The sequence below is a fragment of the Pantoea sp. BAV 3049 genome (assembly GCF_009765445.1).
In the GTDB taxonomy this organism is placed as follows: domain Bacteria; phylum Pseudomonadota; class Gammaproteobacteria; order Enterobacterales; family Enterobacteriaceae; genus Erwinia.
In genome coordinates, this window is record NZ_WHOY01000031.1 from 1776781 (window position 1) to 1796169 (window position 19389).

Here is a 19389-nt window from a genome sequence, read left to right on the forward strand (position 1 = left end):
TAACATCACTGTTTACGGCCAAAAACTGTATGCAGCTCGGTCACCTGTTCTTCATTCAGCGTAACCATGCCATGCGGGAGCAATGTAAAGTAAAGGCGGGCCGTATCTTCAAGCTCCTCCGCATTGAAAACCGCATCGCGCAGGTTTGCACCGCCTATTACCGGCCCGTGGTTCGCCAACAGCATGGCGTTATGATCAGGTGCCAACGTGGCAACCGCATCGGCCAGACCCGGATGGCCCGGTCGGTGGTAAGGAATGACCGGCAGCTTACCCACCCGCATCACAAAATAGGGAGTGATGGGTGGCAGGCAGTCCTTCGGGTCCAGACCTGGCAGGCAGGAAAGCGCGGTCAGCGAGGGGGAGTGTAAATGCACCACGCCCCCCACATCCGGACGCTGGCGATAAAACGCCAGATGCATAACCGACTCCTTGGAGGGCTTATCGCCGGAAACCCAGTTTCCCCCGGCATCCAGCTCGCTCAACGTTTCCACACTCAGTGAACCAAAACTGGAATTGGTTGGGGTCAGCAGAAATCCACCACCCGGCAGGCGACAACTCAGATTACCTGCCCCACCGCTGCAATAGCCACGCATAAACATTGAGTGAGCCAGCGACACCATCTGCTCACGTAACGCGATATCATGCATGATAAAACTCCTGGGCCTGGTTAAAAAATTGTTCTTCGCCAAAATTACCTGATTTCAGCGTCAGCCACAGCGGGCGATGAAGATCCTTTACCCAGGGAACACCGGGAGCAACAGAACGGCCAATCGAGAATCCCTGTACCTTCAGCTGCTGTACTATCAGGCTGGAGGTTTCACCTCCGGCAATAATAAATTTGTTCACGCCCTGGTCATAAAGCGTCACTGCCAGCGAGGCAAACAGCTGCTCTATCGCATTGCCGGCCTCTTCAACACCGTAGCGCTGCTGAATGGCTTTCACTTCTGCCGCCGGACGGGTGGCATACAGCATTGGCGCTTTACCGGCTGACTGCCCTCTCACCCAGTCAATCAATTCTGCGAGGTAGCCAGACCGATCGTGCAGGCAACGCCCGATATCTATCGCCTGTGAAGGAGCAATCTCACGGTAGGCCGCAACCTGCCGATTGGTCATCACTGAGCAACTGCCTGCCATTACCAGGCTCTCTCCCTGCGCTGAAGGCATCACGTCTGCCGTTGAAGATTCTGGCAGGGGCGTCAGCGCTGCCAGTGCGCCCGCCAGCCCGGAACCACCGGTCAGCAGGACATCATCCGGCAACGCTGCGGCCAGCAAAGATAAATCTTCATCGTTTTCTGCGTCCATCACCGCGTAACTTTTTCCCTCTGACTGCATCTGCCCCAGGTGGCGCTGAACAGCTTCTTTACCAGAACGCAGCACCTCTAACGAAACCAGCCCGCATTTTCCGGCAGACTGCTGCTCCATCACCCGCGGCAAAAAGGCATCAGTCATTGGCGTCAGCGGATGATTCTGCATCCCGGATTCGTTAAGCAGCTCTCCGTTGACGTAGAGATTCCCCTGCACCACCGTACGGCCATTAACCGGTAGCGCGGGACACAGAACAGCCAGCGCCACGCCGGTATAACCCAGCATAAAATCGGTCACCGGACCGATATTGCCTGCGGGAGTGGAGTCAAAAGTGGAACAGTATTTAAAATAGAGTCGCTCGCAGCCCTGAGCATGCAGCCATTCGCAAGCCTGCCGGGTCAGGGCCATTGCCTGTTCAGCAGGACACGAACGGCTTTTCAGTGAGATAACCAGGGCATCGGCTGCCTCCAGCACCACCGGAGTTGCGGGAGTCCCATTCAGCTGTATCACTCGCCAGCCGGCCCGGGCAATAAAACTGGCAATATCGGTTGCGCCAGTAAAGTCGTCAGCAACGATCCCCAATTTGATAGTCATGGCTTTAGTATCTGCCTTCGCTTTGTGAAATTATGGTATATTTTGAACGACATTCGTTCACATTCCGATGATGTCTGTCACAAAGATTAACCTTGATTTAACACAACTTAAAATTCTAACTAATTGAAATTATCTAATTTTTCAAATTCACACCGTTTCACATGGCACCGTGAAGAGATGTGAAAGCAGTAAAAAGGCAGGGGAGAAAATGAACAGAGTGGAAACAAAGCAGAAAGGGCGACAAGAATGCCGCCCGGGATGAGGAGTTCAGCTAACCGTTATCAGACCGCCGGGCGAACGCCAAGAGTATGGCAGATGGCATAGCTCATTTCCGCGCGGTTCAGCGTGTAGAAGTGGAAGTCCTTAACGCCTTCACGACTGAGGATTTTCACCATATCCATTGCCACGTTAGCGCCGACCATTTTGCGGGTTTCCGGATCTTCATCCAGCCCTTCAAACATGCTGGTCATCCAGCCCGGTACGCGCACGTTAGTCATGGTGGCGAAACGCTGCAGCTGCCTGAAGTTCGACACCGGCAGAATGCCCGGAACGATTTCCACGTCGATACCGGCAGCTACGCAGCGATCGCGAAAGCGCAGGTAGCTCTCCACATCAAAGAAGAACTGCGTGATGGCACGGTTGGCACCTGCATCAATTTTACGTTTCAGGTTGATCAGGTCTGACTGGGCGCTTTTCGCCTCCGGATGCACTTCCGGATAGGCAGCGACGGAAATATCAAACTCTCCCACTTCCTTCAGCAACGCCACCAGGTCTGCACCATACATTTCTGGTTTACCGCCGCCTGGTGGTAAGTCGCCGCGCAAGGCTACAATATGGCGAATACCGTTATTCCAGTAATCCTGAGCAATAGTGCGCAGTTCATCGCGGGTGGCATCAATACAGGTCAGATGCGGCGCAGCTTCCAGCCCGGTACGATCTTTGATCCCTTTGATAATGCTGTGAGTGCGGTCGCGCTCGCCAGAGTTGGCTCCATAAGTAACGGAAACAAATGTCGGTTTCAGGCTGCTGAGACGATCGATGGAGCTCCACAGGGTCTGTTCCATTTCGCTGGTGCGTGGCGGGAAAAACTCGAAAGAGACGTTAATTTGTCCGTTCAGTTCAGCCAGACTCTGGTTCAGCGCTTCGCGCTGATTGGCGTGGAAAAAACTCATACCTGCTTCCCTCATCGATCGCTCAAAAATAGATTTGTCCGAGTTGAACATCCATACGTTTAGACGTCCAGACATTCAAAATGAAGGATTTAAGCCGTTCAGTCAACAGTTAAATGATAAACATGCGTGACAAATTCTCAGCGAAGCTGAAGGAAATTCATGCAGCAGAAAAGATCCTGAGAGAAAACAAAGGGCCGGAGAAACCGGCCCTGAGGAAGACTACAGCAGTTGTGCCAGGCGGTTGAGATCGGACTGAATCGCACCGGCGGTCACATCACGCCCCGCACCCGGTCCACGGATCACCAGCGGGTTATCACGGTACCAGCGGCTTTCAATCGCAAAGACGTTATCGCAGGGCAGTAATGAAGCCAGCGGATGGTCATCACGCACCGCTTCAACGCCGACACGGGCTTTACCGTTGGCATCAAAACGCGCCACATAGCGCAGCACCAGGCCCATATCCTGCGCGGCCTCAAAGCGCTGCTGCATCTGCTCGTTAAGCGCCTCGCCGTTTTCGAAGAAGTGATCCACTGATTCACCTTCGCAACTTTTCGGCACCAGCGACTCCACGCGCACCTGGTCAGGTTCGATGTCATAACCCGCTTCACGCGCCAGGATCACCAGCTTGCGCATTACGTCCTGACCGGACAGATCGACGCGCGGATCGGGTTCCGTAAGCCCCTGCTGCCAGGCCTGATCCACCAGCTCAGTAAACGGCACAGTGCCGTCATACTGCAGGAACAGCCATGAAAGCGTACCGGAGAAAATCCCGCTGATTGCCAGAATACTGTCGCCACTTTCACGCAGATCGCGCACGGTATGGTTAACCGGCAATCCAGCCCCAACCGTAGCGTTATATAGCCACTGACGGCCTGTTTTGGCAAAGGCATCCCGGATCTGGCGGTATCGGTCTCCACTGGCAGCACCAGCGAGCTTGTTGGCACCGATTACGTGGAAACCATAACTGGCAAAATCCAGATACTGCGCGGCCAGCTGCTCGCTGGCGGTGACATCCAGCACCACCAGGTCGTCAAACGGGTGCGCCCGCATCCACAGGAACAGCGACTCTTCATCCTGCTCCACGGCTTCATCTTCAAAGAAGGCCAGCGCGCGGCTGGCATCAAGTCCTTCGTAGCTCAGCAGGCTGCGGCGGCTGTCCACCACGCCTGCCAGAATAAATTCAAATCCGGTACGGGCCGAAATCGTTTCCTGCTCACGGCCAAACAGTTCCAGCCAGCGCGAACCGATGTTTCCCTTACCAAACAACACCAGGCCAATCCGCTTTTCAGCGCGGAACAGCGACTGGTGCAGGCCACGGATCAGATGCTCAGTCGGGCCGACACGCAGCACCGCCACCAGGCTGATGCCCTCTTCCGACTGCCAGATAAACTCGACCGGCTGATCTTTCAGCTGCTGCCAGAAACGGTGGCTGTGCAGGGGATTGCGGCAAACGCCCGCACCGACCAGCGCCACCAGCGCCATGCCCTCACGCAGCTGTAAGCGGCCAGGGATCCCCGCATCCTGCAGCAGCGTCAGCGCACTGCTGACCACTTCAGAGGTGTAGCAGAGCTGCAACAGATTACGATCGGGATGTACGCCAGTAGCCAGTGGGCGCAGCTGCGCGCGCTTCAGCAACTGATCGATCTCTTTATGCAATGTCGCGAAATCATGCTGTGGCGGAACCTGAAACTCAATCAGGCAGACGTCGTCATGGCTGGTGACAATCCTTGCACCGGTTCCTGAGGCCAGCACCCGCTCAATACGGGTAGAGCCCTGCTCCGGCTGATAGCTACAGCGCAACTGCAGATCGATGTCGCTGCCTGAGACAGGCTGTAATGTGCGGGTATGCAGAACCGGCGCAGCCAGGCGGGCCAGCTCGCTGGCTTCATCCAGGCGCAGCAGCGGCAGCAGGCAGGCATCTTTCACTTTACGCGGGTCAGCACTGTAAACCCCGGCCACATCGCTCCAGATGGTTACGCGCGATACCCCCGCCAGCGCACCAATCTGCGTTGCCGAGTAGTCGCTGCCGTTGCGACCCAGCAGCACGGTTTCGCCCTGCTCGTTGCCGCTGATAAAACCGGTCACCACCAGCCGCTGATGGGGATGCTGCGCCAGCAGCTGTTGCAGCAGCGGCCAGGATTTCCCTTCATCAACCTGTGGCTGCGCCGCCCTTTCAGCACGGAGGAAGGTACGGGCATCCAGCCAGCTGGCAGAAATATCACGCATGTTCAGTACGGCAGACATCAGACGCGCCGACCAGATCTCACCGTGGCCCACGACTTCGGCATACACGGCTTCGGTGATTTTGCCATCCAGCAGCGCGGCGAGCCTTTCCAGATCCTGGATAAAGCTGGCAATCAGCACCTCCGCCGCTTCAGCAGGCAGCAAGCTGCCGATCAGATCGCTCTGGTAGCGCCGCAGCGCCTGCTGAACCTGATGGGCAGATAACCGGTCGCTCTGGCTCAGTTTAAGCCAGCTTATCAACTGGTTAGTGGTGCTCCCGGCAGCGGAAACCACCATCATGTCGCCGGGGTGGCTATACTCAGCCATAATCCCGGCCACCCGCAGATAACATTTGGCGTCGGCAAGGCTGCTGCCACCAAATTTATGCAACTGACGTGTTCCTGCTGCCACTGCTGACTGACTCATGCTTACCTCTCGGCCGCTATCCGGAATGCATTATCCAGATCGGCGATTAAATCTTCGTGATCTTCAATTCCCACTGAAACCCGCAGCAACGTTTCTGAAATACCAGCCGCGGCTCGTGCCTCTGCTGACATTCCTGCGTGAGTCATCGTGGCGGTGTGAGAAATCAGGCTCTCAACTCCCCCTAACGATTCCGCCAGGGTGAACAATTCAAGCGCTTTCAGGAAACGACGCAGCGTCTGCTCATCCCCATCCAGCTCGAAACTTAACATCGCGCCAAAACCTTTTTGCTGACGTACTGCAAACTGGTGACCGGCGTTTTCCGGCAGGGAAGGATGATACAACTTTTTGACCAACGGTTGTCGCGATAGGTATTCAACTATTGCCAGCGCATTGCGCTGAGCTGCCGCCATACGCGGGGCAAGGGTACGCAGGCCACGCAGCAGCAGATAGCTGTCGAAAGCAGCTCCCGTCACGCCAATATTGTTAGCCCACCAGGCCAGCTCGGTGACCAGCGCCGGATCTTTGGCAATAACCACACCCGCCACCACATCGGAGTGACCATTCAGGTATTTGGTGCAGGAGTGAAGCACCAGATCCGCTCCCAGTGCCAGAGGATTTTGCAGCGCCGGGCTGAGGAAGGTGTTATCCACCACGCTGATTGCACCGGCTTCACCGGCGGCTTTACAGATGGCAGCAATATCCACCACGCGCAGCAGCGGGTTGCTTGGACTTTCCACCAGCACCAGTTTTGGCTTCTCAGCCAGTGCCGCTTTCAGAGCCGCTTCATCGCCCTGATCGACAAACTTCACGCGGTAAGCGCCACGTTTGCTCAGACTGTCGAACAGGCGATAGCTTCCGCCATAGCAGTCATGGGGAGCGACCAGCAGATCGCCAGGTTTCAGGAATACCGTACACACCAGATGGATCGCCGACATCCCGGTATTGGTCAACACTGCACCGGCCCCGCCTTCCAGCTCGGCTAATGCGCGCTGCACAACATCACGAGTCGGGTTGCCGCGACGTGAATAGTCGTGGGCACGAGGCTCGTTGAAATCGATAAAGTTATAGGTGCTGGAGAGATGGATCGGCGGGACAACGCAGCCATATTGCTCGTCATCATTCAAACCGCTGCGGACTGCGATAGTTGCCTGTTTGCGCGTCATGGTGCATAAATTCCTGAAACGAGAGTAAAGAAGGCTCCCAGCATAACAGGGCAGAAACAGACGTCAATACATCTGGACATCTAAATGTCTTTGCGTATAGATTGAGCAATCCGGCAATAACCGTTAAGATTATGGCGCTATAGCCGACAGAAAGTTGTTCCGTCACGTGTGATGGGCACCAACTTCGGGCATAATTAGCCGAATTTCGGCATTGTGAAAATTAATGATGACTAAGGTACCCCATGGCTGAATGGAACGGCGAATATATCAGCCCTTATGCTGAACACGGCAAGAAGAGCGAGCAGGTAAAAAAAATTACGGTATCCATCCCGTTAAAAGTATTGAAAATTTTGACCGATGAGCGCACCCGCCGTCAGGTTAATAACCTCCGCCATGCCACTAACAGTGAACTGCTGTGTGAAGCATTTCTGCATGCTTTCACCGGTCAGCCACTGCCAGATGATGTCGACCTGCGTAAAGAGCGCAGCGATGAGATCCCGGAAGAGGCAAAAGCCATTATGAGAGAGATGGGCGTCGATCCCGATACCTGGGAATACTGAGGCCACTGGCAGAAGGCCGGGCTTCTCCTCATGCCTGCGACTGAGCAGATGACAGACATAAAAAAACCCAGCCGAAGCTGGGTTTTTTCATTACATCCGAAACGTAAACCGTCTCTGTCAGGTCGCTTATTTGCTGCCTGGGATGCTGAAACGCTTGTTGAAGCGGTCAACACGACCACCGCTGGCAACGTCACGCTGCTTACCGGTGTAGAACGGGTGGCAATTGCCGCACACGTCCAGGTTCAGGTCGTGACCCACGGTTGAGCGGGTTTTGATTTCGTTACCGCAAGAACATTTAGCAGTAACTTCAGCGTAATTTGGGTGAATACCTTTTTTCATGGGAAACCTCAGTTAAGGCCGTGTCGCTCTCCCGTGCCAGGAAAATCCTGCACCGGCACCACACGAAGATTAAAAATTCAGGTGTATTGTGATACCAAAATGCCGTATCAACGGCGGCGAACTATACAGATATTAACCGTCCGCTGCAATCGAATCCGCACATTCAGGATGACACAGTGTACACTATCCCGCTCATAATTTCATCCGGATGATTTCATGCCCGTTGTTCAGGTCGCGCTGCCCGTCCCTCTTGCCCGCAACTTTGACTATCTGTTGCCGCCCCATCTGCCTGCGGCAGGGGTCGGTGCTCGTGTCAGCGTGCCTTTCGGCAAGCGTAAAGCCATTGGTGTGGTGGTCGGGATCTCTGAGACCAGCGGCTTTCCCCTGGAACAACTGAAAGCAGTGCATGAGGTGCTGGACAGCGAGTCTCTTTATCCGCCTTCACTGTGGCGTATCCTGTTATGGGCGGCGGATTACTATCACTATCCCCTCGGCGAAGTGCTGTTCCACGCCATGCCGGTGCTGCTACGCCAGGGCAAACCGGCTCAGGAAGCGCCGCTGCTGCAATGGACAATCACCGAATCGGGCCGGGAAACCGCGCCGGAAACGCTGAAACGCGCGCCGAAGCAGCAGCAGGCGATAGCCGCTCTGCGCCAGGGCAACCTCTACCGACACGAAATCAGTCAGCACGACATCACCGATGCCACGCTGCAGGCATTGCGGGCAAAAGGCCTGTGCGACCTTCAGGCACGGCAGCGGGCACAGCAGGACTGGCGCAGCAACTACCCGGTAAAGGGTGAGCGGCTGAAGCTGAACACCGAGCAGGCAACCGCCGTGGGTGCCATTCGCAGCGAGGACGACCACTTTGCTGCCTGGTTGCTGGCGGGTATCACCGGCTCAGGTAAAACCGAAGTTTATCTCAGCGTGCTGGAAAACGTGCTGGTCAGCGGCCGCCAGGCGTTGGTGCTGGTGCCAGAAATTGGCCTGACACCACAAACTATCGCCCGCTTTCGGGAACGTTTTAACGCGCCGGTGGATGTGCTTCACTCCGCGCTGAATGACAGCGAGCGGCTCGCCGTCTGGCTCCGCGCCAGAAGTGGGGAAACAGCAATCGTTATTGGCACCCGCTCGGCGTTGTTCACCCCTTTCGCGCGGTTGGGGCTGATTATCATCGATGAAGAACACGACAGCTCGTACAAGCAGCAGGAAGGCTGGCGCTATCAGGCCCGCGACCTGGCCGTATTCCGGGCGCGTCAGGAAGATATTCCCATCGTGATGGGCACGGCCACGCCTGCGCTGGAAACCCTGCACAACGTGCAGATGGGTAAATATCGCCAGTTGAATCTCAGTAAGCGCGCAGGAAATGCACGTCAGGCCACGCAGCAGCTGATTGACCTGAAAGGCGTGAAGCTGCAGGGTGGACTGTCGCCGATGCTGATTAAAAAGATTGGTCAGCACCTGAAGGCCGACAACCAGGTTCTGCTGTTTCTGAACCGTCGCGGGTTCTCTCCCGCCATGTTGTGTCATGAATGCGGCTGGATTGCGGAGTGCCAGCGCTGCGACCGCTACTACACGCTGCACCAGCATCATCGCCAGCTGCGCTGCCACCACTGTGACAGTCAGCGGCCCATTCCTCATCAGTGTCCGCAGTGTGGATCAACGCATCTGGTGCCGGTGGGGCTGGGTACGGAACAGCTTGAGCACAACCTGAGCGAGCTGTTCCCGGACGTCCCGCTGTCACGTATCGATCGTGATACCACCAGCCGTAAAGGAGCGCTTGAACAGCACCTGGCAGACGTGCATCGTGGCGGTGCCCGTATTCTGGTAGGGACACAAATGCTGGCGAAGGGGCATCATTTTCCCGATGTCACCCTGGTGTCACTGCTGGACGTTGATGGCGCACTGTTTTCTGCAGACTTCCGCTCGGCAGAACGCTTTGCCCAGCTCTATACCCAGGTTGCCGGACGTGCTGGCAGGGCCGGTAAACAGGGTGAAGTGATGCTGCAAACGCACCACCCCGATCATCCCCTGCTGCAAACACTGCTGCACAAAGGCTATGATGACTTCGCCAGGCAGGCCCTGAGCGAGCGTAAAACCGTCTTCCTGCCGCCTTTCACCAGCCATGCCCTGTTCCGATCGGACGATCATGATAACCAACAGTCGGCACTGTTCCTGCAGCAGCTGCGCAACCTGCTGGAAGCCAGCCCGCTGAAGGACGAAGCGTTTTGGGTGATGGGGCCGGTTCCGGCACTGCAGCCCAAACGTGGCGGACGTTATCGCTGGCAACTGCTGCTCCAGCATCCCTCCCGCGGACATTTACAACGCCTGATTAAAGCCACGCTTCCGCTGATTAGCACCCTGCCACAGGCCAGAAAAGTAAAGTGGACTTTGGATGTCGATCCCACCGAAGGCTGAAATGTCCCGACATTGCACCAGGGCACTGCGGGCAACATCGAAAAAAGTCGCACAAGTCACGTTTTTTATGCAAATTAAGTAACGCCCTTCACGCACATCGGTTATTTATGTGAGGGTGGTCAGTAATGCACGTGTAACAGCACTGAAAGTCACCAGAACACCCCCCTGAAAAGTCAGGTCAGCTGAGGCTGGCGTGAGGAGAAAAGCGTTGGAGCAGAATCAAGAGACAACGGGAACCACCATGAAGGATGTGGCGATAAAAGCTGGCGTATCCACGGCGACAGTATCGCGCGCCCTGACGAACCCGGAAAAAGTCTCTGCCGTAACGCGACAAAAAGTGGAAGATGCGGTGATTGCCGTGGGGTATTCCCCCCACTCCATGGCTCGCAACGCCAAACGCAATGAATCAAGGACGATCCTGGTGATCGTTCCGGACATCTGCGATCCCTTTTTCAGCGAGATGATCCGCGGTATTGAGGTGGTCGCGGCCGATCAGGGCTATCTGGTGCTGATTGGCGACTGCGCGCACCAGAACCGTCAGGAGCAATCTTTCCTTAATCTGATGATGACTCGCCAGATTGACGGCATGGTGCTGCTGGGTTCTCAGGTGCCTTTCGAGACTGGCCTGGAAGAGCAGCGCAACCTGCCACCCATGGTGATGGCAAATGAGTTTGCGCCTGAGCTGGAGCTACCGACCGTCCACATTGATAACCTGACGGCCGCCTTTGAAGCAGTCAACCATCTGCTGAAGCTCGGCCACAGCCGCATTGCCTGTATCGCCGGGCCGCATGATATGCCGCTGTGTCAGTATCGTCTGCAGGGCTACATTCAGGCGCTGAGGCGCAATGGCATTGCGCTGGATCCCCACTATATTGTGCGGGGCGACTTCACGTTTGACGCCGGTGCCCGGGCGATGAAGCAGCTGATGGCGCTGCCCACTCCGCCCGATGCGCTGTTCTGCCACAGCGACATTATGGCGCTGGGCGCAATGTCGCAGGCAAAAAATATGGGTCTGCGCATTCCGCAGGATTTATCGCTGATTGGCTTTGATGATATCGAGCTGTCGCGCTATAGCGATCCGCAGCTGACCACCGTGGCCCAGCCGAGATTTAACATCGGCCGTGAGGCAATGAACCTGCTGCTGGAGCAGCTACAGGGCAGACCGGTCAACAGCGGTTCACGCCTGCTGGACTTCGAACTGAAAATCCGCGGCAGTACCGCCCCCTCCCTTCGCGAGAAGGTCTGACCGCCGGAAAAAAGGGCAACTGTGGCCGCAAAATCGAGATTCAGCAGATTCTTAATAGCATCCCTGCTGGTCAAACTTCCGGCCCTTGAGTAACATGGCGAGCTGATAGCCGGGCGCACCAGCTCATTTATTGCCCGACCTCACCTTTTTTCACTGATTATTAGCGGAACGATAGTGGCACAAAAAGATTACGTAGGCCGCGGGCGTTCGACAGGGACGCGTCGCAAGAAGACCAACAGTCGCAGCAAGAAGCGCAGCAGTGGTTCAGGGGTATCGAAGATAATGGTGGTCCTCGCCGTTGCGGTGCTGGTGACCTTTGTCGGTGGACTGTGGTTCATTGCCCATCATAAAAAAGAAGATGCGCCCGTCATTCCGGATCATAAAGCGCCAGGAAATGGCCTGCCGCCCAAGCCCGAAGAGCGCTGGCGCTATATTAAAGAGCTGGAAAACCGCCAGATTACCGTCCCTCAGCCTACAGAACCTACTGCCGGTGGCGAAGTGCATTCCCAGACTCAGCTGACGGATGAGCAGCGCCAGCTGCTTGAGCAGATGCAGGCGGATATGCGCCAGCAGCCGACCCAGTTGAATGAAGTGCCGTGGAATGAGCAGACGCCTGCCCAGCGCCAGCAAACGCTGCAGCGTCAGCAGCAGCAAAGCCAGTTGCAACAGCAGTCACGCATGCCACAGCAGCAGCCAGCGCCGCAGACGCGCCCCCAGACACAGCCTCAGCAACAGCCTCATATGCTGCCGCAAAACCGTACCCAACCGGCAGCGCCGGTCACGCGCGAACCTGCTCGCCAGGCTCCGGCCCCAACAGCACCGGCACAGACCACGCAGCCGAAGGCTGAAGTGAAGCCGAAAGAAGTGCAGAAAGAGAAGTCCCAGCGCTGGATGGTGCAGTGCGGCTCCTTTAAAGGCACCGATCAGGCTGAGTCCATTCGTGCCCAGCTGGCCTTTGAAGGCTTTGAGAGCCGGATCACTACCGGGGGGGGCTGGAACCGCGTGGTGATTGGGCCGTTCAGCAATCGCGCCGGCGCGGACAGCACGCTGAAAAGCCTGCGCGGCTCCGGCCACTCAAATTGTATTCCTCTCGCCGTTGGGGGTTGAAACCCCCTAATCCCGCCCCATATCTGATTGCATCAATGCCCTGCTGCCTGGCGGCAGGGCTATCTTCCGACTGCAACAAGGGGTCTGCCCGTGACAACAATTGTAAGTGTACGACGCAACGGCCAGGTAGTAATTGGCGGTGATGGCCAGGCTACCCTCGGCAACACCGTAATGAAAGGCAACGTCAAAAAAGTGCGTCGTCTCTATAATGACAAAGTCATTGCCGGTTTTGCTGGCGGTACCGCAGATGCCTTCACCCTGTTTGAACTGTTCGAACGTAAGCTGGAAATGCATCAGGGACACCTGGTGAAGGCCGCCGTTGAACTGGCGAAAGACTGGCGTACTGACCGCATGCTGCGCAAGCTGGAAGCCCTGCTGGCCGTGGCCGACGAAAACGCCTCGCTGATCATTACCGGCAACGGCGACGTCATTCAGCCTGAAAACGATTTAATTGCCATTGGTTCTGGTGGTCCTTACGCACAGGCAGCCGCCCGTGCGCTGCTGGAAAATACCGAAATCGGCGCGCGCGATATCGTGGAAAAAGCGCTGGGTATTGCAGGCGACATCTGCATATACACCAACCACAATCTCACCATCGAAGAATTACCGTCTAAAGCGTAAGGACCTTACCTATGTCTGAAATGACCCCGCGCGAAATCGTCAGCGAACTGAACAGATTTATCATCGGCCAGGACGGCGCCAAGCGCGCTGTGGCTATCGCCTTGCGTAACCGCTGGCGCCGCATGCAGCTCGATGAAGAGCTGCGCCATGAAGTCACGCCAAAAAACATTCTGATGATCGGCCCGACCGGGGTGGGTAAAACCGAAATCGCCCGCCGTCTGGCAAAATTAGCCAATGCGCCGTTTATCAAGGTCGAAGCGACCAAGTTCACCGAAGTGGGCTATGTGGGTAAAGAAGTAGACTCTATTATCCGCGATCTGACCGATTCTGCGATTAAAATGGTTCGCTCTCAGGCGATTGAGAAAAACCGCTATCGTGCCGAAGAAATGGCCGAAGAGCGCATTCTCGACGTGCTGATTCCACCGGCAAAAAACAACTGGGGCCAGTCCGAGACAGCACCTGAGCCTTCTGCTGCCCGCCAGTCCTTCCGCAAGAAGCTGCGTGAAGGCGAACTGGACGATAAAGAGATTGAAATCGATCTGGCCGCCGCGCCAATGGGCGTGGAAATCATGGCTCCTCCTGGCATGGAAGAGATGACCAGCCAGCTGCAGTCAATGTTCCAGAACATCGGTGGTCAGAAGCAGAAGCCCCGTAAGCTGAAAATCAAAGACGCGATGAAAATGCTGGTGGAAGAAGAAGCCGCCAAGCTGGTGAATCCGGAAGAGCTGAAGCAGGAAGCCATCGATGCCGTTGAGCAGCATGGTATCGTGTTTATCGACGAGATCGATAAAGTCTGTAAGCGTGGCGAAAGCTCCGGCCCGGACGTCTCCCGCGAAGGCGTGCAGCGCGACCTGCTGCCACTGGTGGAAGGCTGCACCGTCTCAACCAAGCACGGCATGGTGAAAACCGATCACATCCTGTTTATCGCCTCCGGTGCGTTCCAGGTTGCCAGCCCTTCCGATCTGATCCCGGAGCTGCAGGGCCGCCTGCCGATCCGCGTTGAGCTGCAGGCGCTGACCACCCACGACTTCGAGCGTATTCTGACTGAGCCAAGCGCATCCGTGACCGTTCAGTACAAAGCACTGATGAAAACAGAAGGAGTGGATATTCACTTCACTGACGACGGTATCAGCAAGATCGCCGCGGCCGCGTGGCAGGTTAACGAAACCGCTGAAAACATCGGTGCCCGTCGACTGCACACGGTTCTTGAGCGTCTGATGGAAGAGATTTCCTACGACGCCAGCGACCGTAATGGCGAGTCCATCACCATCGATGCCGATTATGTGGGTCAGCATCTGGATGAGCTGGTGGCCGACGAAGATCTCAGCCGCTTCATTCTGTAAGCGTCAGAAAAAGTATCAGGAGGCTTCGGCCTCCTTTTTTTCGCCCTTATTGCCCTGACGGCAGGCGTTTCGAGCATCATTGACGTGGATTAAGTCTTTCACTTCTGGTGGGCAGTAGACTGGTGGCTATTCAGAATCTCCTCTTCTCCCCAGCAAAGGCTACAGCCTCATGACGGAAAATATCCACCCAATCCCGGCTATCTCCTCCCTGCGTGCCTGGCTGGAAAGTCTGCGCCTGCGTACGCTGCCGCTGGCCTGCGCCTCGGTGATCACCGGTTCAGCACTTGCCTGGTGGCAGGGGCACTTCAGCCTTTCCATTGCCGCTCTGGCCCTGCTGACCACCGCCCTGCTGCAAATCCTGTCCAATCTGGCCAACGACTACGGTGATGCGGTCAAAGGCAGCGATACGCCAGACCGTATCGGACCGCTGAGGGGGATGCAGAAAGGCGCGATCACTCAGAAGCAAATGTGCTTTGCGCTGGGTGTCACCGTATTTTTGACCATGCTTTCGGGGGTGGCGCTGGTTATCCGCTCCTGCCACTCCTTCAGCGACATACTCGGGTTTCTCGCGCTGGGTGCGCTGGCTATCGTCGCTGCTATTGCCTATACCGTGGGGAAAAAGCCTTATGGCTATCTCGGCCTTGGAGATGCCTCGGTGCTAATTTTCTTTGGCTGGCTGGGCGTGCTGGGCAGTTATTATCTGCAGGCTCACAGCTTCCATCCGGTGATGTTGTTGCCTGCCAGCGGTTGTGGGCTGCTTGCGGTCGCTGTGTTAAATGCCAACAACATGCGCGATATAGACAGCGACCGGCAAAACAGCAAATTCACCCTGGCAGTACGTCTGGGCGCGACCAAAGCCCGCCACTATCATCTGCTGCTGCTGGCAGGCTCGCTGCTGTGCTTTGCCCTGTTTGCCGTGCTGAATTCGCTGAGTGTTTTTGGCTGGTTATTCCTGCTGGCCGCTCCTCTGCTGTACCGGCAGGGTCAATACGTATTGCGCGAAAATTCGGCGATGGCCATGCGGCCATTACTGGTGAAAACGGTCAAAACGGCGCTGCTGGTTAACCTGCTTTTTGCCATGGGCCTGATCATCAATTAATCACGATGTGCTTGACCCATCGCAATTTTTAGCGGCTGATGATTTTGCCAACAACCCGCAGAAAGCGATATACTTGAGTTTCCTGTGGCAAACAGACGAAACCCTTATGAAATATGATACTTCTGAACTCTGCGACATCTATCATGAAGATGTGAACGTCGTTGAACCGCTCTTTTCAAACTTCGGTGGCCGCACCTCGTTTGGCGGGCAAATCATCACGGTAAAATGTTTCGAAGACAACGGGCTTCTCTACGATCTGCTGGAGGAAAACGGGCGTGGGCGTGTGCTGCTGGTCGATGGTGGCGGTTCAGTCCGTCGCGCGCTGGTCGATGCGGCACTGGCACGGCTGGCCCTGCAAAACGAGTGGGAAGGCATCGTGGTATACGGTTCCGTCCGTCAGGTTGACGATCTGGAAGAGCTGGATATTGGCATTCAGGCCATTGCCGCCATTCCGGTAGGTGCTACAGGTGAAGGCATTGGGGAAAGTGATATCCGCGTTAACTTTGGCGGCGTGACTTTCTTTTCAGGCGACCATCTGTACGCTGATAATACCGGCATCATCCTCTCCGAAGACCCGCTCGATATCGAATAAATAAAAACGGGTGCCACTGGCACCCGTCTCTTTTTCAGCCTGAATAACTCAGACCTCTTCCATTTTCCCCAGCAGCGCGCGCAGGCGCTCCTGCCAGACATGCTGCTCTTCTTTCAGATGCTGATTTTCACGCACCAGAGAATCACTGTTGCCTGCAGCCTGCTGAACCTGCTGGTTCAGGTTGTTGTTCTGCTCTTTCAGCTCTTCGATTTCCATCTGCAGCAGAGTGATGGTATCAATCGCCTGCTGTACTTTCGCTTCCAGTTTTTCGAACACTTCAAATGACATGGTTATAAACCTCTCCTAATCGCAAGGCGTTGATGCTGCCACCCGCAGATCATGAGGGGATAAGCCGGATTCCGCGGATAACAACGATGACACGATTGTAAGTAGAGCAGTCCTTCAAGTCCAGCAGCGAACCCGCACGACGTACAGTCTGTGACAATTTTCAGTCAAGACCTGGAATGCGCAACATTTAACCACATTTAAAGTAAGGATAAAGTTAACAAATTGAGAAAAAAATCCGGAAACGAAAGTTGGAATGATGTTTTAAGAACGTAAAAAGACGCGAAAACGCTCATTTATTTGACGCAGAGCACAACTTTTGATTTCGCTATTTCTCGTTTATGCTCGTTAACGATAAATTTACAACAGCCCTACATAAGATGAGGGTGGCTCAGGGAGTGAGAACAAAACGCAGTACAACATTTAACCTCGCCTTCAGGAAATGCCAACATGAGTCAATCAACCAGCACGCTCAAAGGGCAGTGCATCGCAGAATTCTTGGGAGTCGGCACCATTATTTTCTTTGGTGCTGGCTGTGTCGCCGCAATGAAGCTGGCTGGTGCCAGTTTTGGACAGTGGGAAATCAGTATTATCTGGGGTATCGCCGTAGCGATGGCTGTCTATCTCAGTGCCGCCATCTCCGGTGCGCACCTGAACCCGGCCGTGACTATCGCGCTCTGTCTGTTTGCAAATTTTGAAGGCCGTAAAGTCGTGCCGTATATCCTGGCACAAATTGCCGGAGCCTTCTGTTCCGCCGCACTGGTTTACGGACTCTACTACAATTTATTCTTAGATTATGAAGCCACTCATCATATGGTGCGTGGCAGCGTGGAAAGTCTGGATCTGGCAGGCATCTTCTCAACCTATCCAAACCCGCATATCAGCGTGGGCCAGGCCTTCCTGGTCGAAGCCGTGATCACTGCGGTGATGATGGGCCTGATTATGGCGCTGACCGACGACGGCAACGGTTTGCCACGCGGACCGATGGCGCCTTTGCTGATTGGTCTGCTGATTGCGGTGATCGGCGGCGCAATGGGCCCGCTGACCGGCTTCGCCCTGAATCCGGCGCGTGATTTCGGACCGAAACTGTTTGCCTGGCTGGCTGGCTGGGGTAACGTCGCCTTCACCGGTGCCCGTGATATCCCTTATTTCCTCGTGCCGATTCTTGGCCCGATTGTTGGCGCCAGTGTTGGTGCGTTTGGCTACCGCAACCTGATCGCCCGTAACCTGCCGGGTGCAGTTGTGGTAAAGAAAGAAGAGAAGACGATAGCGCGTGCTGAGCAGCGTAAAGCGTAAGTGCTAACCCTTTACACCATCAGGAAGGATTTATGACCGTAGAAAAAAAATATATTGTCGCGCTTGATCAGGGCACGACCAGCTCCCGAGCTGTTATCCTGGATCATGACTCTAACATTGTGGCGGTCTCACAGCGTGAATTTCAGCAGCTTTATCCTAAGCCAGGCTGGGTTGAGCATGACCCAATGGACATCTGGGCCTCGCAGAGCTCAACGCTGGTCGAAGTGCTGGCCCATGCCGATATCCGCTCGGATGAGATTGCCGCCATCGGTATCACCAACCAGCGTGAAACCACCATCGTCTGGGATAAAGAGTCCGGCAAGCCAATTTACAACGCTATTGTCTGGCAGGATCCGCGCACCGCAGACTACTGTGCGAAGCTGAAAAAAGAGGGTCTGGAAGAGTATATCCAGCACACCACCGGTCTGGTGATTAACCCCTACTTCTCCGGTACCAAAGTGAAGTGGATCCTCGACCACGTTGAAGGCTCTCGCGAGCGCGCCAAACGCGGTGAATTGCTGTTCGGCACCGTTGATTCCTGGCTGGTGTGGAAGATGACTCAGGGACGGGTGCACATCACCGATTACACCAACGCCTCACGTACCATGATGTTCAACATCCACAAGCTGGAGTGGGACCAGCGCATGCTGGATATCCTCGATATCCCGCGTGAAATGCTGCCGGAAGTGAAGTCTTCTTCTGAAGTTTACGGCCAGACCAACATCGGGGGTAAAGGCGGTACACGTATTCCAATCGCCGGTATCGCAGGTGACCAGCAGGCAGCACTGTACGGCCAGCTCTGCGTTCAGCCGGGTATGGCGAAGAACACCTACGGCACCGGTTGCTTTATGCTGATGAACACCGGGACTGAGGCCGTGACCTCCAACAACGGCCTGCTGACCACTATCGCCTGCGGCCCGCGTGGCGAAGTGAACTACGCGCTGGAAGGTGCGGTGTTTATCGGTGGCGCCTCTATTCAGTGGCTGCGCGATGAGATGAAGCTGATCGGCGATGCAACCGACTCTGAATACTTCGCGATGAAAGTGAAAGACAGCAACGGCGTGTATATGGTGCCAGCCTTTACCGGCCTGGGCGCGCCATATTGGGACCCATATGCCCGTGGCGCGATCTTCGGCCTGACTCGCGGTGCTAACGCTAACCACATCATCCGCGCCACGCTGGAGTCGATTGCTTATCAGACCCGTGACGTGCTGGAAGCCATGCAGATCGACGCCAACACCCGCCTGCAGTCGCTGCGTGTGGATGGTGGTGCGGTCGCCAACAACTTCCTGATGCAGTTCCAGTCTGACATTCTGGGTGCCCGCGTTGAGCGTCCTGAAGTGCTGGAAGTGACTGCACTGGGTTCCGCTTATCTGGCGGGCCTGGCCGTGGGCTTCTGGAAAGATCTGGATGAAGTGCGTTCGAAGGCGGTTATCGAACGTGAATTCCGTCCAAGCATCGAAACCACCGAGCGCAACTATCGCTACGCTGGCTGGAAAAAAGCGGTTGCCCGTGCGCAGGCATGGGAAGACCAGGACAACTCGTAATCTGCACTTCTGCCTGCGGTCAGCCGATCGCGGGCATTTTTCTCCCCTGCCGTGAT

General features: G+C 55.7%; 17 protein-coding genes. 10 read left to right on the forward strand and 7 right to left on the reverse strand.

Translation table 11 applies throughout. The features are described 5' to 3' along the window. Positions 1-5: 5 nt before the first annotated feature. The 5 genes from GSQ70_RS09075 to metB form a co-directional block, all read right to left on the reverse strand. Positions 6-647 (reverse strand): aldolase, encoded by a 642-nt coding sequence (locus GSQ70_RS09075; protein ID WP_158782228.1) that lies wholly within the window; start codon positions 645-647, stop codon positions 6-8. After that, the gene (gene otnK, locus GSQ70_RS09080) at positions 640-1899 is read right to left on the reverse strand and encodes a 3-oxo-tetronate kinase (protein ID WP_158782229.1); all 1260 of its coding nucleotides are present in this window, start codon (positions 1897-1899) and stop codon (positions 640-642) included. The genes GSQ70_RS09075 and otnK overlap by 8 nt, the downstream gene beginning before the upstream one ends. Before the next feature lie 281 nt (positions 1900-2180). Further along, positions 2181-3071 (reverse strand): methylenetetrahydrofolate reductase, encoded by an 891-nt coding sequence (metF, locus tag GSQ70_RS09085; protein WP_158782230.1) that lies wholly within the window; start codon positions 3069-3071, stop codon positions 2181-2183. 219 nt (positions 3072-3290) lie between these two features. Further along, complete coding sequence (locus tag GSQ70_RS09090; protein WP_158782231.1) at positions 3291-5720, reverse strand: bifunctional aspartate kinase/homoserine dehydrogenase II; 2430 nt, start codon at positions 5718-5720, stop codon at positions 3291-3293. 2 nt (positions 5721-5722) lie between these two features. Next, entirely contained in the window at positions 5723-6883 is a 1161-nt protein-coding gene (gene metB / locus GSQ70_RS09095; protein WP_158782232.1) for a cystathionine gamma-synthase, read from the reverse strand. 242 nt (positions 6884-7125) lie between these two features. Between metB and metJ the strand changes: the two genes are divergently transcribed. Then, positions 7126-7443: a met regulon transcriptional regulator MetJ gene (metJ, locus tag GSQ70_RS09100; protein WP_013200201.1), complete on the forward strand. Its 318-nt coding sequence runs from the start codon at positions 7126-7128 to the stop codon at positions 7441-7443. A gap of 126 nt (positions 7444-7569) precedes the next feature. Here metJ and rpmE read toward each other — a convergent pair whose 3' ends face one another. Next, positions 7570-7782: a 50S ribosomal protein L31 gene (rpmE, locus tag GSQ70_RS09105; RefSeq protein WP_012439895.1), complete on the reverse strand. Its 213-nt coding sequence runs from the start codon at positions 7780-7782 to the stop codon at positions 7570-7572. 216 nt (positions 7783-7998) lie between these two features. On the opposite strand from rpmE, the gene priA reads away from it, so the two are divergent. The 7 genes from priA (at position 7999) to rraA (ending at position 16205) form a co-directional block, all read left to right on the forward strand. Further along, the gene (gene priA, locus GSQ70_RS09110) at positions 7999-10197 is read left to right on the forward strand and encodes a primosomal protein N' (RefSeq protein ID WP_158782233.1); all 2199 of its coding nucleotides are present in this window, start codon (positions 7999-8001) and stop codon (positions 10195-10197) included. 208 nt (positions 10198-10405) lie between these two features. Beyond that, complete coding sequence (gene cytR, locus GSQ70_RS09115; protein WP_158782234.1) at positions 10406-11443, forward strand: DNA-binding transcriptional regulator CytR; 1038 nt, start codon at positions 10406-10408, stop codon at positions 11441-11443. Between the two features lie 174 nt (positions 11444-11617). Further along, positions 11618-12550 carry a cell division protein FtsN gene (gene ftsN, locus GSQ70_RS09120; protein ID WP_158782235.1) on the forward strand — a complete coding sequence of 311 codons (933 nt, stop codon included), beginning with the start codon at positions 11618-11620 and terminating at the stop codon, positions 12548-12550. Positions 12551-12640: 90 nt separating this feature from the next. Further along, positions 12641-13171 (forward strand): ATP-dependent protease subunit HslV, encoded by a 531-nt coding sequence (gene hslV / locus GSQ70_RS09125; RefSeq protein ID WP_147200319.1) that lies wholly within the window; start codon positions 12641-12643, stop codon positions 13169-13171. 11 nt (positions 13172-13182) lie between these two features. Beyond that, entirely contained in the window at positions 13183-14514 is a 1332-nt protein-coding gene (gene hslU / locus GSQ70_RS09130; protein WP_158782236.1) for an HslU--HslV peptidase ATPase subunit, read from the forward strand. Between the two features lie 169 nt (positions 14515-14683). Next, the gene (locus GSQ70_RS09135; protein ID WP_158782237.1) at positions 14684-15613 is read left to right on the forward strand and encodes a 1,4-dihydroxy-2-naphthoate polyprenyltransferase; all 930 of its coding nucleotides are present in this window, start codon (positions 14684-14686) and stop codon (positions 15611-15613) included. Between the two features lie 106 nt (positions 15614-15719). Continuing rightward, positions 15720-16205 (forward strand): ribonuclease E activity regulator RraA, encoded by a 486-nt coding sequence (gene rraA / locus GSQ70_RS09140; RefSeq protein ID WP_158782238.1) that lies wholly within the window; start codon positions 15720-15722, stop codon positions 16203-16205. A gap of 48 nt (positions 16206-16253) precedes the next feature. On the opposite strand, the gene zapB is transcribed toward rraA, so the two are convergent. After that, positions 16254-16493: a cell division protein ZapB gene (gene zapB, locus GSQ70_RS09145; RefSeq protein ID WP_158782239.1), complete on the reverse strand. Its 240-nt coding sequence runs from the start codon at positions 16491-16493 to the stop codon at positions 16254-16256. A gap of 447 nt (positions 16494-16940) precedes the next feature. Here zapB and GSQ70_RS09150 point away from each other — a divergent pair, with 447 nt between their 5' ends. Continuing rightward, positions 16941-17786 carry an MIP/aquaporin family protein gene (locus GSQ70_RS09150; protein WP_158782240.1) on the forward strand — a complete coding sequence of 282 codons (846 nt, stop codon included), beginning with the start codon at positions 16941-16943 and terminating at the stop codon, positions 17784-17786. A gap of 32 nt (positions 17787-17818) precedes the next feature. Then, a complete protein-coding gene (gene glpK / locus GSQ70_RS09155; protein WP_158782241.1) occupies positions 17819-19333 on the forward strand; it encodes a glycerol kinase GlpK in 1515 nt (504 codons plus the stop codon). Positions 19334-19389 lie beyond the last annotated feature (56 nt).

Coding starts and splice junctions, on each gene's coding strand:
- metF (WP_158782230.1), bottom strand. CDS start 3,071: ATGAGTTTTTTCCACGCCAATCAGCGCGAAGCGCTGAACCAGAGTCTG.
- rpmE (WP_012439895.1), bottom strand. CDS start 7,782: ATGAAAAAAGGTATTCACCCAAATTACGCTGAAGTTACTGCTAAATGT.
- rraA (WP_158782238.1), top strand. CDS start 15,720: ATGAAATATGATACTTCTGAACTCTGCGACATCTATCATGAAGATGTG.
- zapB (WP_158782239.1), bottom strand. CDS start 16,493: ATGTCATTTGAAGTGTTCGAAAAACTGGAAGCGAAAGTACAGCAGGCG.
- GSQ70_RS09075 (WP_158782228.1), bottom strand. CDS start 647: ATGCATGATATCGCGTTACGTGAGCAGATGGTGTCGCTGGCTCACTCA.
- metJ (WP_013200201.1), top strand. CDS start 7,126: ATGGCTGAATGGAACGGCGAATATATCAGCCCTTATGCTGAACACGGC.
- priA (WP_158782233.1), top strand. CDS start 7,999: ATGCCCGTTGTTCAGGTCGCGCTGCCCGTCCCTCTTGCCCGCAACTTT.
- GSQ70_RS09135 (WP_158782237.1), top strand. CDS start 14,684: ATGACGGAAAATATCCACCCAATCCCGGCTATCTCCTCCCTGCGTGCC.
- GSQ70_RS09150 (WP_158782240.1), top strand. CDS start 16,941: ATGAGTCAATCAACCAGCACGCTCAAAGGGCAGTGCATCGCAGAATTC.
- otnK (WP_158782229.1), bottom strand. CDS start 1,899: ATGACTATCAAATTGGGGATCGTTGCTGACGACTTTACTGGCGCAACC.
- metB (WP_158782232.1), bottom strand. CDS start 6,883: ATGACGCGCAAACAGGCAACTATCGCAGTCCGCAGCGGTTTGAATGAT.
- glpK (WP_158782241.1), top strand. CDS start 17,819: ATGACCGTAGAAAAAAAATATATTGTCGCGCTTGATCAGGGCACGACC.
- GSQ70_RS09090 (WP_158782231.1), bottom strand. CDS start 5,720: ATGAGTCAGTCAGCAGTGGCAGCAGGAACACGTCAGTTGCATAAATTT.
- hslU (WP_158782236.1), top strand. CDS start 13,183: ATGTCTGAAATGACCCCGCGCGAAATCGTCAGCGAACTGAACAGATTT.